Below are 15,115 nucleotides of genomic sequence, written 5' to 3'. Positions count from 1 at the left end.
GATGCCGCACCACGACGATCGAGAAGCACGCATCACGCAGGAGAGGCGGTGGCATGGACGAGAACCAGCATCCGGTCCGGGCCCAGGACCGCCACGCTCCCGTCATGCTGCAGGCGTGCGTCGATCTCCTCGCCCCGGCTCTCGCCGGGCCGGGCTCCGTCTACGTGGACGCGACGCTCGGGATGGGCGGCCACGCGAGCGCCGTGCTCGCCGCCTGCCCGCACTCCCGCCTGATCGGCATCGACCGTGACACCGCCGCCCTCGAGCTCGCCCGCGAGCGCCTCGCGCAGGAGGGGTTCGCCGACCGCATCGACCTCGTGCACGCCACGTACGACGCGATCCCCGAGGTCCTCGCCGAGCGTGGGCTGACCGCGTCGGCCGTGATGATGGACCTGGGGCTCTCGAGCTTCCAGATCGACACCTCCGAGCGCGGCTTCTCCTATGCGGCCGATGCGCCCCTGGACATGCGCATGGACCCCGCCTCGGGAGGCCCCACCGCTGCCGACCTGCTGCGCGATCTCGACGAGAAGGAGCTCGCCCGCATCCTGCGGGAGTACGGCGACGAGCGCTTCGCCCCGCGCATCGCGCGCCGCATCGTCGCCGAGCGCGCCGAGCACCCGCTGGAGCGCAGCGGAGAGCTCGTCGACCTCCTGGACCGTGCGATCCCTGCGGCCTCCCGCGCCCACGGCGGCCACCCCGCCAAGCGCTCCTTCCAGGCCCTGCGGATCGCCGTGAACGACGAGCTCGCGATCCTCGCCCGTGCGATCGACGGGGCGCTGGACTCCGTCGGCGTCGGCGGCCGCGTGGTCGTCGAGTCCTACCACTCGGGCGAGGACCGGCTCGTGAAGACGGCCCTGGCCCGTCGCACCCGCTCCTCGGCGCCGCCGGACCTGCCCTTCGAGCTCGAGGAGCACAAGCCCACCTTCGCCGCGCTCACGCGCGGCGCGCTCCAGGCCGACGAGGCCGAGCGCGAGTCCAATGCCCGCTCCGCCTCGGTGCGCCTGCGCGCCGCCGAGCGCCTCCGACCCGCACACTGACGAACGACCGACGAATCGGAACGCATCATGGCCATCAGCACCGCACCCCGCGTCGCACCCCGCCGCGCCGCGCGACCCGTCGCCCGCGCCTCCGCCAGGCCCCGCCTCGCGGTGGTCGCCGCGCCGTCGACGCGCCGCAGCCCGCTCCCGTTCGCGATCCTGTGCACCCTGATCGCCGTGGTCACCCTCGCCGCGGTGCTGTTCCTGAACATCCAGATGTCCGACACGAGCTACGAGATCACTCGTCTCCAATCCACCTCCCAGAAGCTCACCGAGCAGTCCCAGGGGCTGCAGGAGCAGGAGGACGAGCTGAGCACTCCCCAGGAGCTCGGCAAGCGCGCGAAGGATCTGGGCATGGTCCAGGCCGGGGACCCGGGCTACATCGATCTGGGAAGTGGCAAGGTCGTCGGCGAGGCGCAGACGGTCCAGGGCGCCTCAGGGGCAGAATCGTCCTCGATCCCCGCGGCCTCGATCTACGAGGACGCGGAGACGTACCACGGAATGGGCAACGAGGGGGACTGATCGATGGCCTCGAACTCCCGTGACCGAGGACGTTCGGGCTCCTCGTCCTCGCGCGCGTCGTCCGGATCGGCGCGCGGCTCGGCGTCGCCCCGACGTCGGCAGACCCGCGCCGCCCATCCGGTGATCCCGGCGCCGCGCGTGGGCGAGCCGATGATGCGCCGCCGTCTCATGCTCACCCTCATGGGCGCGGGCGCCGTCACGCTCGGGGGTCGGCTGGTGTGGGTGCAGGGTCTGGACGCGAGCGCTCGCGCCGCGGAGGCCGTCGACCAGCGCACCACCGATCGCACCATCACCGCCCTGCGCGGCGAGATCGTCGATCGCAACGGCGCGGTGCTCGCGCGCAGCGTCGAGCGCTACGACCTCTGGGTCAACCAGCTGCAGGTCGGCGACTTCAAGCCCAAGGACAAGGACCTGGGCACGGGCGTGAAGGCCGCCGCCAAGGTGCTCTCCCCGCTGCTGGACGAGGACGTCGACGATCTCGAGAAGACCCTCACGGGCAAGCGCGGCTTCCTCTACCTGCGCAAGAACGTCGAGCCCGACGTGCGCGAAGCCGTCATCTCGCAGGAGATCCCCGGGATCGGCTCCGACCGCGTCTCCGAGCGCATCTACCCGGCCGGGGAGATCGGCGCCAACGTCATCGGCTTCATGGGCGGCGACGGCACGGCGCTCGCCGGGGCCGAGTACAAGTACGACAAGAACCTGCGCGGCAGGAACGGCAAGGTGCGCTATGAGCGCGGCGCCGGCGGCCAGGTCATCCCCACCGGCAAGCAGACCACCGAGGAGGCCGTCGACGGTGACGACCTCGTCCTCACGATCGACGAGAACCTGCAGTGGAAGTCCCAGCAGGTCCTCGCCGAGACCGTGAAGAAGTTCGGGGCCGACGCCGGCAGCGCGGTCATCTACAACGTCCGCACCGGCGAGCTGCTCGCCCTCGCCGACTACCCGACCTTCGACCCCAACAAGCCCGGCAAGACCGACCCGGAGTACCTGGGCAACCAGTCGCTGTCCAACGTGTTCGAGCCGGGCTCGACGGGCAAGCTGCTCACCGTCGCCTGCGCTCTCGAGCACAAGAAGGTCACGCCGTCCTCCCGGTACACCGTGCCCTACACGATGGACTTCGACGGCAACCGCATCAAGGACTCCCACCCGCACGAGACCCAGCACCTCACCCTGGCGGGCGTGCTGAAGAACAGCTCGAACGTGGGCACCGTGCAGATCTCCAAGACCGTCTCCGACAAGCAGCGCTACGCGACCCTCAAGGCCTTCGGGATCGGCGAGAAGACCGGCATCGGCCTGCCCGGGGAGTCCTCGGGCATCCTGCACCCCGTCGCCGACTGGGCCGGTCGCCTGCGCTTCACGATCGCCTTCGGCCAGGGGTACTCCGTGACCCCCATCCAGATGACCGCCGCCATCGGCGCCTTCGGCAACGACGGCGTGCGCATGCAGCCCACGATCGTGGCGGGCACCCGCGACGAGAAGGGCTCGCTCACGGCGGCCACCACCGCCAAGGGCGTGCGCGCGTGCTCGAGCGAGACCGCCCGGACCATCCGCAACCTGATGGACAACGACATCGACGACGACACCGCGTCCAATGCGGCCGTCCCGAACTACGCGGTCGGCGGCAAGACGGGCACGGCCGAGAGCGGCGCCGGCTACACCGCGTCCTTCATCGGGATGGCGCCCATCGACGACCCGGAGATCGCCATCGGCGTGTTCGTGTACGGGCTGAAGACCTTCATCTCGGGCAACACGGCGGCCGCCCCCGCGTTCTCCGAGCTCATGCAGTACACCCTCCAGACCCAGGGCATCGCGCCCACCGGGAAGAAGGGCAAGACCCTGGAGGACGAGTGGTGAGCGGAAATCCCCGCGCGGTCCCGCCCCGGCCCCGGCGCGACGAGGACGGCGCAGACGCCCCCGCGGCCCCGCGGATCACGACGGGCGAGCTCGCCCGACTGCTCGGAGCGGAGGTGGTCGGTCCCGGGGACGACGCGATCGAGCTGACCGGCGCGACCCTGGACTCCCGCAGCGTCGAGCCCGGCGATCTGTACTGCGCCCTGCCCGGGGCCCGCACCCATGGCGCCCGCTTCGCCTCGCAGGCCGCGGGCTCGGGCGCGCTCGCGGCCCTCACCGATCCCGCCGGCGCCCAGCAGTGCGTGCGCGCGGGCCTGGTCGCCCTGGTCCTGGACGATCCCCGCGCCGCGACCGCGCGCGCGGCGGCCGCCGTCTACGGCGACCCCTCCCAGCGGCTCACGATGATCGGCGTCACCGGGACGAACGGCAAGACGTCCGTGGCGACGATGCTGCACCGCACCCTGCTCTCCCTGGGGATCCCGGCCGGCGTGATCGGCACCAACGGCACCGAGTACCGCGACGGCGGGGGAGAGGACGCCGAGGTCACCACCGTGCGCACGACCCCGGAGTCCCCGGACCTCCAGGGCATCCTCGCGCGCATGCTCCAGAGCCGCGTGCAGGTGTGCGTCATGGAGGTCTCGAGCCACGCGATGGTCCTCCACCGTGCCGACGAGATCGCCTTCGACGCGGTCGCCTTCACCAACCTCTCCCAGGACCACCTGGACTTCCATCCCACGATGGAGGACTACTTCCACGCCAAGGCCTCCCTGTTCGCGCCCGCCCACGCGCGCGTCGGCGTGGTCTGCGTGGATGACGACTGGGGCATGCGGCTCGCCCGCGAGTCCCTCATCCCTGTCACGACCTTCACCACCGACCCGGGCCGCTCCGCGGACGTCGTGGTCGAGCAGGTCGAGCCGCGTGCCTTCGGCAGCTCCCTTCGCGTGCGCGAGGCCGACGGCTCGACCCACGACCTGCGCTCGCAGATCCCCGGCATGCCGTACGTCGCCAACACCGTCGCGGTCCTGCTCCTGCTCGAGGCCGTCGGCCGCAGCGGCCCCGAGGTGCGAGAGGCGATCTCGAGCTCCGGCCGTGTGCCCGGGCGGATGGAGCTCGTCGCCGACGAGCCCGTGCGCGGCGTCGTCGACTTCTCCCACACCGAGGACGCCCTCGCCAAGACCCTCGCCACCCTGCGCGCGGTGCCGGGCACCAGGCGGCTCCTCGCCGTGATCGGCGCGGGCGGCGATCGCGACGCCGGCAAGCGGCCCCACATGGGGGCCGTCGCCGCCGACCTCGCCGATGTCGTGATCATCACCGACGACAACCCCCGCAGCGAGGACCCCGCCTCCATCCGCGAGCAGGTGCGCGCCGGCGTCCCCGCGGACACCACCGCCGAGGTGCACGTCGTCGCCGGTCGCGAGCGCGCGATCGACCTCGCCTGCGAGCTGGCCCACGTGGGCGACACCATCCTGCTGGCCGGCAAGGGCGCGGAGACCGGTCAGACGATCGGCGATACAGTCCTTCCGTTCGATGATCGCGTGCAGCTGCGGCGACGACTCCCCGGGTCCGACGCCGCGCCCGAGGATCCGGACGATGCCCCGACCCGACCCCGAGAAGGACGCTGAATGCTCGCCATCACAGCCCAGGAGATCGCCGACCTCACCGGCGGTGAGCTGATCGGCGGCGCCACGGGCACCGAGCAGGTCACCGGCGCGGCGCGCATCGACTCCCGCGCCGTGGCCGAGGGGGACCTCTTCGCCGCCTTCCACGGCGAGAACGTCGACGGCCACCGCTTCGTCGGCCCCGCCCGCGATGCCGGCGCGGCCCTCGCCCTGGTCACCGACGCGGTCGACGTCCCCGCCGTGCGCGTGGCCGACGTCGAGACCGCCCTGTCCGACCTCGCCCGCGCCCAGCTCGCGAGCGCCCGCGCGCGCCGCGAGGACCTGCTCGTCGTCGCTCTCACCGGCAGCGCCGGCAAGACCGGCACCAAGGACCTGCTGGGGGCGCTGCTGCGGGAGGTCGGGCCGACCGTCGCACCCGCCGGCAGCCCCAACAACGAGCTCGGCCTGCCGCTCACGGTGCTGTCCCTCACGGAGGACACCCGCTTCCTCGTGCTGGAGATGGGTGCCCGCGGCATCGGGCACATCGCGCACCTCACCGCGATCGCCCCGCCCGACGTCTCCCTCGTGCTGAACGTCGGCAGCGCCCACCTCGGCGAGTTCGGCTCGGTCGAGGCGATCGCCCAGGCCAAGGGCGAGATCGTCGAGGCGCTCCCGTCCACCGGCCGGGCCGTCCTCAATGCCGACGACGCCCGCGTCGCACGCATGGCCTCGCGCACGTCGGCGCCCGTCACCACCTGGGGCATGGCCTCCGGCGACGTGCGCGTCCAGGATCTGCGCCTGGACGACCAGGCCCGCGCCCGCCTCACCCTCGCCGTGCCCGAGGGCCTCACCCGCCTGGACGGCAGCGCCATCCCCGCGGACACCCGCGAGATCACCCTCGACCTGCTCGGCGAGCACCAGGCCCTGAACGCGGTAGCGGCCGCGACCGCAGCCCTCGTGCTCGGCATGGACCTCGAGGACGTCGCGCGCCTCCTTCCGCGCCTCCACCTCAGCTCCGGCCAGCGGATGGAGGCCGTGCACGCCGCCGGGGACGTGCTCATCCTCAACGACGCCTACAACGCGAACCCCGATTCCATGCGCCAGGCGCTGAAGACCCTCGCGCACCTGGGTCGCACCCGGCGCACCATCGCCGTGCTCGGCGAGATGCTCGAGCTCGGCGAGGACTCCCTGCGCCTGCACGACGAGGTGGGCCGCCTGGCCGTCCGCCTCAACATCTCCCAGCTGATCGCCGTCGGCCCCGGGGCCAGGCTGATCCATCGGGGCGCCTGCCTCGAGGGCAGCTTCGGCGACGAGTCCGAGGAGGTCCCCGACCTCGACGCCGCCCTCGAGCGCCTCGTCGAGATCGTGGAGCCCGGGGACGTCGTCCTGCTGAAGTCCTCGCGCGACGCCGGACTGCGCACGCTCGCCGAGCCCCTGCGCGATGCCCTGGACGCGCGCGCGGACGGCGGGGGAGGCCCTGCCGCCGCGCCGAGCGCCGGATCCGCAGGCGCTCACGCCCGGGCGGCCACCGGCATGGCAGACTCGCAGGACACGGCGCCGGACCCGGCAGCGACCGGGCCCGCACCCACGACAGACCACCACGAGCCAGGAGACGCAGGAGGCGCACGCGCATGATCGCGATCATCATCGCCGGCGGCGCCGCGCTCGTCCTGGCGCTCATCGGCACCCCGCTCTACATCCGGGTGCTCGTCAAGCGCCATTACGGGCAGTTCATCCGCGACGACGGACCGACCTCGCACTCCACCAAGCGCGGCACCCCCACGATGGGCGGCGTCGCGATCATCCTCTCGGTGCTGATCGGGTACGCGGTCGCCCACCTCATCACCCAGCAGCCGCCCTCGGCCTCCGGCCTGCTCGTGCTGTTCCTGATGACCGGCCTGGGCGTCGTCGGCTTCCTCGACGACTTCATCAAGATCACCCGCCAGCGCAGCCTGGGCCTGCGGGCCTACCAGAAGCTCATCGGCCAGTTCGCCATCGCGACGGCCTTCGCCGTCATGGCGCTGCTGTTCCGCAACGACTCGGGCCATGCGCCCGCGTCCACGCGCCTCTCCTTCGTGCGGGACCTGCCCTGGCTCGACCTGGCCTTCGCCGGCACCACGATCGGCTTCGTGCTCTTCGCGATCTGGGCGAACTTCCTGGTCGCCGCCTGGTCCAACGGCGTGAACCTCACCGACGGGCTCGACGGACTCGCCACCGGCGCCACCATCATCTTCGCGGGCGTCTACCTCGTGATCTCCTTCTGGCAGTGGCGCCAGACCTGCACGAGCGGGCACCTCCTGCTCGACTCCGCCCACTGCTACAGCGCGCGCGACCCGCTGGACACGGCGATCATCGCGGCCGCGATCGGCGGCGCGTGCATCGGCTTCCTCTGGTACAACACCTCGCCCGCGAAGATCTTCATGGGCGACACCGGCTCCCTCGCCCTGGGCGGCGCCCTCGCCGGCCTCACGATCGTCTCGCGCACCGAGCTGCTCGGCGCGATCATCGGCGGCCTCTTCGTGATCATCTCGCTCTCGGTGATCATCCAGGTCACGAGCTTCAAGCTCACCCGCAAGCGCGTGTTCCGGATGGCCCCGCTCCAGCACCACTTCGAGCTCAAGGGGTGGAACGAGGTCACGATCGTGGTCCGCTTCTGGATCATCGCGGGTGTCCTGGGCGCCGCCGGACTGGGCCTGTTCTACCTCGACGCGCTGCCGGGGATCGCCTCGTGAGCTCGGACGGCACCCCGGTCGACGCGCGCCCCTGGCCGGGCCTCGACGTCGCCGGGCTCAGGATCCTCGTCGTCGGCTTCGGCGTCTCCGGGTACGCGGTCGCCGACCAGACCATGCAGCGCGGTGCGAGCGTGATCGTGGTGGATGCTGCGGACACCCCGCGCAATCGCGAGCGCGCCCGCATCCTCGAGGTCTTCGACGTCCACGTGCGCCTGGGCGCCGAGCACACTCGCACACTCCCCGAGGACGCGGACGTCGACCTCGTGGTCACGTCCCCCGGATGGCGCCCCGACCAGCCCCTGCTCGCGCAGGCCGCAGCCGCTGGCATCCCGGTGTGGAGCGAGATCGAGCTCGCCCGGCGCATGCAGGCGCCGGACGGTCCCGCGTGGCTCGGCGTCACCGGAACCAACGGCAAGACCACCGTCGTGACCATGCTTGAGACGATCCTGCGCGCCGACGGGCTGCGCGCCGTCGCCTGCGGGAACGTCGGCCTGCCCGTCATCGAGGCGGCCCTCGACCCCGAGGGGTTCGACGTCCTGGCCGTCGAGCTCTCGAGCTTCCAGCTGCACTGGACCCAGCACGTGGACTGCGAGGCCGCCGCCGTCCTCAACATCACCGAGGACCACCTCGACTGGCACGGCGGCCTCGAGGCCTACGCCCGCGCCAAGGGCAAGATCTTCGAGGGCGTCCGTGTGGCCTGCGTCTACAACACGGCCGACGACCTCACCCGGAGGCTCGTCGAGGACGCCGACGTCATCGAGGGCGCCCGCGCCGTCGGCGTGACCCTCGGCGCCCCCGGCCCCTCCGAGCTCGGGGTCGTCGACGACCTGCTCGTGGACCGCGCCTTCGTCGAGGACCGCCGCCGGCAGGCGGCCGAGCTCGGCTCCCTGGCCGACCTCGCCCACCTGGGCCCTCACGGCGCTCCGCCCCACGTCGTCTTCAACGCGCTCGCCGCCGCGGCCCTGGCCCGCGCCCACGGCGTCTCCCAGGCGGCAGTGCGCGAGGGGCTCCGCGCCTTCCGCGCCGGCAGCCACCGCAGCGAGATCGTCGCGGTCGGCGCCGGCATCGCCTACGTCGACGACTCCAAGGCCACCAATCCCGACGCGGCCCGCGCCTCGCTGCTCGGCATGGAGCACGTGGTCTGGATCGCGGGCGGGGACACCAAGGGGGCCGACGTCGACGCGCTGGTCGCCGAGGTGTCCGGACGCCTCCGCGGCGTCGTCCTCATCGGCGCCGACGACGCGCCCTTCCGCGAGGCGCTCGAGCGACACGCGCCCGCAATACCCAGCGTGCGCGTGCCCGCGGGTGACACTGAGGACCCCGAAGGACGTTCCCGACTGATGCGGGAGGCCGTCGACGCGGCGGCCGGACTGGCCCGGGAGGGCGACGCGGTGCTCCTCGCACCCGCTGCAGCCTCCATCGACCAGTTCGCGGACTACGCCGAGCGCGGCGACCTCTTCGCCGCCGCCGCCCGCGCGGCCACGGGGATGCAGGACGCCGAGGACACGCAGGAGCCGGACGGACCGGAAGGACGCGCATGAGCCCCCAGCAGACGCCCCGTCGGGCCCCTGCTGTGGTGCGTCCGGACGAGGACCGCCCTCTGGGCGACGTCGGCGGTCGCGTGCGCAACGGCCTCGGCGACTGGGGGCGCTCCCCGGTCCTGGACTTCTACGGCCTGATCTGCGTGGGCACCCTGCTCATCGGCACCGGCCTGGTGATGGTCCTCTCCAGCAGCTCCGTGGTGAGCATCGCCAAGGGCGACTCCCCGTTCGCGGGCCTTCTCGCACAGGGGAAGTTCGCACTGATCGGGCTCGTCGGCCTGCTCGTCGCCGCGTTCCTGCCGCCGCGCACCTACGAGAGGTTCGCCTGGGTGCTGCTCGGTCTCGGCATCGCCCTGCAGTGCCTCGTGCACGTGCCGGGCATCGGGGTCGCCGCCGGCGGCAACACGAACTGGATCCGCATCGCCGGCCAGACCCTCCAGCCGTCCGAGCTCCTCAAGCTCGCGCTCGCCGTCTGGCTCGGGGCGATCCTCACCCGCAAGCGGCCTCTGCTGCACCGCACGATGCATCTCGTGATCCCCGTGGTGCCGGTCATCGTGGTCGCTCTGGGCCTCGTGCTGCTCGGCCACGACCTGGGCACGATGATGATCATGGCGATGCTGGTCGCCGGCTCCCTCTGGATCGGCGGCGTGCCGCGGCGCTGGTTCGTGCTCGGCGGCGGCGTGGGCGTGGCCGCGATCCTCTTCTTCGCCCTCACCAACGCCAACCGCATGGCCCGCATCGGCAACTGGCTGCACGGCACCTGCGAGGGTGACTCCTGCCTGCAGTCCGACCAGGGCCTCATGGGTCTCGCCGAGGGCGGATGGTGGGGCGTCGGTCTGGGGCAGTCGCGCCAGAAGTGGGGGCGCCTGCCCGCCGCCCAGGACGACTACATCTTCGCGATCATCGGCGAGGAGCTCGGCCTGATCGGCACGCTGGGCGTGCTGCTGCTGTTCTCCGTGTTCGCGCTCATCCTCTTCCGGATGATCACCCGCGCCCGGGACCCCTTCATCCAGATCACCATCGGCGGCGTGGGCGCCTGGCTGCTCGGCCAGGCCTTCGTGAACATGATGGTCGTCACCGGCATGCTGCCCGTGCTCGGTGTGCCGCTGCCCTTCATCTCCTCCGGCGGCTCCGCCCTGGTCGCCTCCATGCTGGCCCTGGGCATGCTTCTGTCCTTCGCCCGCCACGAGCCCGGCGCCCAGGAGGCCCTCGCCGCCCGCATGGGCACGGTGCGCAGCGCTCTCGCCGTGATCCCCGCCGGCCGCGGGGAAGAGGGCGCACGCCGTCGCCGCCGCGGCCGCCGCGGGGCGAAGTCGGCGCGCGGCACGTCGTCCGCGCGGAAGACGAAGACGACGGCGGGAACGGCGAAGGCATCCACCGCGCGCGCCGCCGCCTCCGGCGGGCGGGCCCGCGCCGCAGCCCCCTCCTCCCGCTCCCGCGGCGCCGGTGCACGCAGCTCCGGGACCCGCACCACCGGGTCCCGCGGCGCCGGAGCTCGCAGCTCGGGCACCGCGCGACGCAGCCGTGCCCGCTCGTCGGCCCGAGCGGCCGAGCCCACTGCACGCCCCGACACCGAGGGATACGCCCGCTGATGAACGCACCGACCGTCCTGCTGGCCGGAGGCGGCACCGCAGGCCACGTCTCGCCCCTTCTCGCCACTGCCGCGAAGATCCGCGAGCTGGACCCCGAGGCCGAGGTGCTCGCCCTCGGCACGGCCGACGGCCTGGAGGCCGACCTCGTCCCCGCCGCGGGCCTCGAGCTCGTCACCATCGAGAAGGTGCCCTTCCCGCGCCGTCCGAACGGTGCGGCGCTGCGCTTCCCGGCCCGCTTCGGCGGCAGCCTCCGCGAGGTGCGCGCACTCATGAAGGACCGCGGTGTCGGCGCTGTCTGCGGCTTCGGCGGCTACGTGTGCCCGCCCGCCTATCTCGCCTCCGCCTCGGCGCGCATCCCGCGCCTCATCCATGAGGCGAACCGTCGGCCCGGCCTCGCCAACCGCCTCGGTGCCCGCGGGGCGGCGGCCGTGCTCACGGCCTTCGAGAACACCCCGCTGCCCGGCGCCCGCCGCATCGGCATGCCCATGCGCGAGGGCGTCGCGACCCTCGACCGCGCGGCCCGCCGCACGGACGCCGTGCGCTCCTTCGGGCTCGACCCGGAGCGTCCCGTGCTGCTGGTCACCGGAGGGTCTCTGGGTGCCCAGCACCTCAACGAGGTCGTCGTGCACAGCGCCGAGACGGTGCTCGCTCACGGCGGCCAGATCCTCCATGTCACCGGCCGCGGCAAGACCGAGGTGGGGGCCGCCCTCGCGGATCGCGACGGCTATCAGCTGGTCGAGTACGTGAGCGCCATGGAGGACGCCTACGCCGCCGCCGACCTCGCCGTCACCCGCTCCGGGGCCGGCACCGTCAGCGAGCTCACGGCCGTCGGCCTGCCCGCGGTGTTCGTGCCGCTGCCGGTCGGCAATGGGGAGCAGGCGCTGAACGGCCAGGAGGTCGTGAGCGCCGGCGGCGCCCTCATGATCTCCGACGCCGACCTCGACGAGCAGGTCATGAGCGGCACGATCCTGCCGCTGCTGAGCGACCCCGAGCGCCTGCGCGCGATGTCCGAGGCCTCCCGTGCCTTCGGCATCACCGACGCCGCCGAGCGCCTCGCCGGTCTCGTCCTCGCCGCCGCCCACCGCGGCTGACCCCCTCGCGACCGCCCCAGCGCCGCCGACCCAGCACAGCCGACCCCACGCGGGCGACCCCTCCGCGCGCCGGCCGAAGGGGCTCCGCCCGCCTCTCTCCGGGCACGTGACCGACGACGCGCGGAGAGCCTCCGGGAGCCTCCGAGGAGCGCCGGTTACCGTGGGCGCATGACCGCGCGCGCTGCCTCCGACGACCTTCCCGCCCTGCCCGACGGGGTGCGCACGATGCTCCGTCGCGGAGACGTGGTCACCGACTCCGCATGGCCCCAGGGCCCCGTGCGCTCGATCCACGTGGTGCGCATCGGCGGCGCGGGGATGTCCGCCGTCGCGCGGCTCGCTCTCGAGGCGGGCCTCGCCGTGAGCGGCTCGGACTCCCAGGACGGCCAGTTCATCGGCCCGCTGCGCGCGGCGGGCGCTCGCATCGGGATCGGCTTCGACGCGGGCCTGCTGGCGGATGACGTCGATCTCGTCGTCGTCTCCACCGCCGTGCGCGCCGACAACGTCGAGGTGATCGCCGCCCGCGAGCGCGGCATCCCCGTCATCCATCGCGCCGCGGCCCTCGCGGGGCTCCTGCAGGACCGCCGGCTGCTCGCGGTCGCCGGCACCCACGGCAAGACGTCGACGACGGCGATGGCCGTGCTCGCCCTGCGCGGCGCGGGCGGCGACCCGGCCTGGGCCCTCGGCGCCGCGGTCCCGGACCTGGGCCGCAATGCCGGACTGCGCGAGGACGCGGGCTCCGAGCGGCCGACGGGCGAGGGCGTTCCCGAGAGCCCTCTCGCGGTGATCGAGGCCGATGAGTCCGACGGGTCCTTCCTCGCCTTCGCGCCCTCCGCGCTCGTGGTCACCAACCTCGAGGCCGACCATCTGGACTTCCATGGCGACGAGGCGACCCTCGTGGCCGCATTCGACGCGCTCGTCGACCGCCTCGCGACGGGCGGCGCCCTCGTGGTCTGCGCCGACGACGCGGGCGCCGCGGCGCTGGGGGAGCGGTCCTCCGCGCGCGGCGTCGACGTCCTGACCTACGGCCGCGCCTCCGGTGCCGACTGGCGCCTGCTCGAGGAGACGCCCGAGGCCACCGGCACGCACGCCCGGATCGCCGGACCCGTCGGCGAGATCGAGCTGGACCTGCACGTCACCGGGCACCACAACGTGCTGAACGCCATGGGCGCGCTGGCCGGGTGCCTCGCCCTGCTGCTCGCCGACGGACACGGGGCGGCCGACGTCGCCGATCCCGCGGCGGTCTCCGCCTCGACGTCGGACCCCGCGACGATCGCGCGGGCCCTGGCGACGGGAGTCGGCCCGTTCACCGGTGCCTCGCGCCGCTTCGACCTGCGCGGGGTGGTCCGCGGCGTGCCCGTGTTCGACGACTACGCGCACCACCCGCGGGAGGTCGAGGCGACGATCGTCGCCGCCCGGGGCATCGTCGGCCCCACCGGGCGCGTGCTCGTCGCCTTCCAGCCCCATCTCTACTCGCGCACGCGCGCCTTCGCGGGAGACTTCGCCCGTGCCCTCGGCCAGGCCGACGAGACCTGGGTGATGCCCGTCTACGGGGCCCGGGAGGATCCCGACCCCGCCGTCGACGCGCGCACCATCACCGATCGCGCCGAGCCGGGCGCCGTGCTGCACGCGCTCACCGACCGCGCCGAGGTCGCGCCCTCCCTCGCGGCCGCCGCCGAGGACGGCGACATCGTCCTGATGCTCGGGGCGGGGGACATCGTCGAGGCGACACCGGGGGTGCTCGCAGCACTCGGCGGTGAGCAGTCCTGATGGCGCGCCGTCCCACCCCTCCGCGGCCGCGTCCCGGAGCACCGGAGGCCCGCCCGTCGGCCGACGAGCGCTCCGCGACCCCTCAGCGCAGGCAGCCCGCGTCCCGCCAGACGCCCGCGCAGCGCAGGACCCCCGCGCAGCGCGAGACGCCCGCGCAGCGCGAGGCGCCCACGACCCGGAAGAGCGCCGGGCAGCGCCCGGGGACCGCGTCGCAGAAGGGGTCTGCGCAGCGCCGGGACTCCGCGGCGCAGAAGAGCTCCACACAGCGCCCGGCGACCGCGCCGCGGACTGCCCGTGCGGAGGACCGGGCCTCCGCGCAGCGACCCGCGCCCTCCGGGGCCGCGTCGGCCCCCGCCCCGGGGCGCACGGGCGCCGACGCGTCGCACGAGGAGACGACGGGCCGGGGCCGCGTCGTCCAGGCCGCCGACCGCTTCGGCGGGATGCTGCGTGCGCGTCCCTGGCGGCGCCGCCGCCGCGCGATCATCCTCGGCACCGCAGGCACGATCCTCGCCCTGATCGTCCTGCTGGTCGTCGCGATCACCATCCCGCCGCTGCGGGTGCACGAGGTGACGGTGACCGGCGCCGGCTACGTGGATTCCTCCGCGGTCACCGACGCCGCGGCCCCGCAGGAGGACCACAGCATGCTTCTCGTGCGCTCGGGCGCCGTGGAGGAGGAGGTCGAGAAGGTGCCCGGGGTGAAGTCGGCCCAGGTCTCCAAGAAGTGGCCCAGCACGCTGAGCGTCGAGGTCACCGAGCGCACGCCCCTGGCGACCCTCAAGGAGGCCGACGGCTCGACGCACATCCTCGATGCCGACGGCGTCGAGCTTCCCGAGGCCGCGGGGAAGGACGAGAAGCTCGTCCCGCTCACGATCGGCGGGAAGGGCGGGGACACCGACGCGATCTCCGGATCCATGCTCTCCGTGCTCGCGGCGCTGCCGGACTCGATGCGCACCACCGTCACCGCCATCACCGCGTCCTCCACGAACGACGTGACGCTCACGGTGAAGACCGACTCCGGGACGAAGACCATCGTGTGGGGCAACGCCCAGGACAGCGAGCTGAAGGCGAAGGTCGCCACGACCCTGCTCTCCCAGCCGGGCAGCGAGATCGACGTCACCAGCCCGGTCGCCCCCGTCACCCGCTGAGGAGGCGAGGGAGTCCCGCCTGCTGAGGCGGGAGGAGCCCGCGCGCGGCCCAGCGAGCGGGTCGGCGGCGCTCCGGCGGGCGGTGCGCCCGCGCAACTCGTCGCAACACGCCGCGACACGCGCGGGGCGGTCGTTGCGCCGATCAGACCTCGTCCATAGCGTCGAGACAAGGGATGAGAGCGGAGAAGTCCCAACCTCAACTCGAGGTCGAGGGTCATGGTTCGCGGACCTCGCCCCTC

General features: G+C 73.4%; 11 protein-coding genes. All 11 read left to right on the top strand.

Annotation, left to right across the window (positions count from 1 at the left end):
* Positions 1–53 precede the first annotated feature (53 nt).
* The 11 genes from rsmH to M4486_RS08160 all read left to right on the top strand — a co-directional run bounded on the left by rsmH (position 54) and on the right by M4486_RS08160 (position 14,876).
* Complete coding sequence (rsmH, locus tag M4486_RS08210; RefSeq protein WP_249480687.1) at positions 54–1,037, top strand: 16S rRNA (cytosine(1402)-N(4))-methyltransferase RsmH; 984 nt, start codon at positions 54–56, stop codon at positions 1,035–1,037.
* A 27-nt stretch (positions 1,038–1,064) separates the two neighbouring features.
* Complete coding sequence (gene ftsL / locus M4486_RS08205; protein WP_249480686.1) at positions 1,065–1,559, top strand: cell division protein FtsL; 495 nt, start codon at positions 1,065–1,067, stop codon at positions 1,557–1,559.
* A 3-nt stretch (positions 1,560–1,562) separates the two neighbouring features.
* On the top strand, positions 1,563–3,413 hold the full coding sequence (locus M4486_RS08200) for a peptidoglycan D,D-transpeptidase FtsI family protein (protein WP_249480685.1): 1,851 nt from the start codon (positions 1,563–1,565) through the stop codon (positions 3,411–3,413).
* On the top strand, positions 3,410–5,032 hold the full coding sequence (locus M4486_RS08195; RefSeq protein ID WP_249480684.1) for a UDP-N-acetylmuramoyl-L-alanyl-D-glutamate--2,6-diaminopimelate ligase: 1,623 nt from the start codon (positions 3,410–3,412) through the stop codon (positions 5,030–5,032). Before M4486_RS08200 ends, M4486_RS08195 begins: the two co-directional genes overlap by 4 nt.
* Positions 5,033–6,643: a UDP-N-acetylmuramoyl-tripeptide--D-alanyl-D-alanine ligase gene (locus M4486_RS08190; protein ID WP_249480683.1), complete on the top strand. Its 1,611-nt coding sequence runs from the start codon at positions 5,033–5,035 to the stop codon at positions 6,641–6,643. It begins immediately after the preceding gene.
* The gene (gene mraY / locus M4486_RS08185; protein ID WP_200501122.1) at positions 6,640–7,740 is read left to right on the top strand and encodes a phospho-N-acetylmuramoyl-pentapeptide-transferase; all 1,101 of its coding nucleotides are present in this window, start codon (positions 6,640–6,642) and stop codon (positions 7,738–7,740) included. The genes M4486_RS08190 and mraY overlap by 4 nt, the downstream gene beginning before the upstream one ends.
* Positions 7,737–9,281: a UDP-N-acetylmuramoyl-L-alanine--D-glutamate ligase gene (gene murD, locus M4486_RS08180; RefSeq protein WP_249480682.1), complete on the top strand. Its 1,545-nt coding sequence runs from the start codon at positions 7,737–7,739 to the stop codon at positions 9,279–9,281. The genes mraY and murD overlap by 4 nt, the downstream gene beginning before the upstream one ends.
* Positions 9,278–10,873 carry a putative lipid II flippase FtsW gene (ftsW, locus tag M4486_RS08175; RefSeq protein ID WP_249480681.1) on the top strand — a complete coding sequence of 532 codons (1,596 nt, stop codon included), beginning with the start codon at positions 9,278–9,280 and terminating at the stop codon, positions 10,871–10,873. The genes murD and ftsW overlap by 4 nt, the downstream gene beginning before the upstream one ends.
* On the top strand, positions 10,873–11,964 hold the full coding sequence (gene murG / locus M4486_RS08170; protein WP_249480680.1) for an undecaprenyldiphospho-muramoylpentapeptide beta-N-acetylglucosaminyltransferase: 1,092 nt from the start codon (positions 10,873–10,875) through the stop codon (positions 11,962–11,964). Before ftsW ends, murG begins: the two co-directional genes overlap by 1 nt.
* Before the next feature lie 168 nt (positions 11,965–12,132).
* The gene (murC, locus tag M4486_RS08165) at positions 12,133–13,731 is read left to right on the top strand and encodes a UDP-N-acetylmuramate--L-alanine ligase (RefSeq protein WP_249480679.1); all 1,599 of its coding nucleotides are present in this window, start codon (positions 12,133–12,135) and stop codon (positions 13,729–13,731) included.
* Positions 13,731–14,876: a cell division protein FtsQ/DivIB gene (locus tag M4486_RS08160; RefSeq protein ID WP_249480678.1), complete on the top strand. Its 1,146-nt coding sequence runs from the start codon at positions 13,731–13,733 to the stop codon at positions 14,874–14,876. The genes murC and M4486_RS08160 overlap by 1 nt, the downstream gene beginning before the upstream one ends.
* Positions 14,877–15,115: the final 239 nt, after the last annotated feature.

It is taken from the genome of Brachybacterium kimchii, assembly GCF_023373525.1.
In the GTDB taxonomy this organism is placed as follows: Bacteria; Actinomycetota; Actinomycetes; order Actinomycetales; family Dermabacteraceae; genus Brachybacterium; species Brachybacterium kimchii.
Note: the sequence above shows the minus strand (reverse complement) of the source record. Positions and strands in the feature narration are given on the sequence as shown.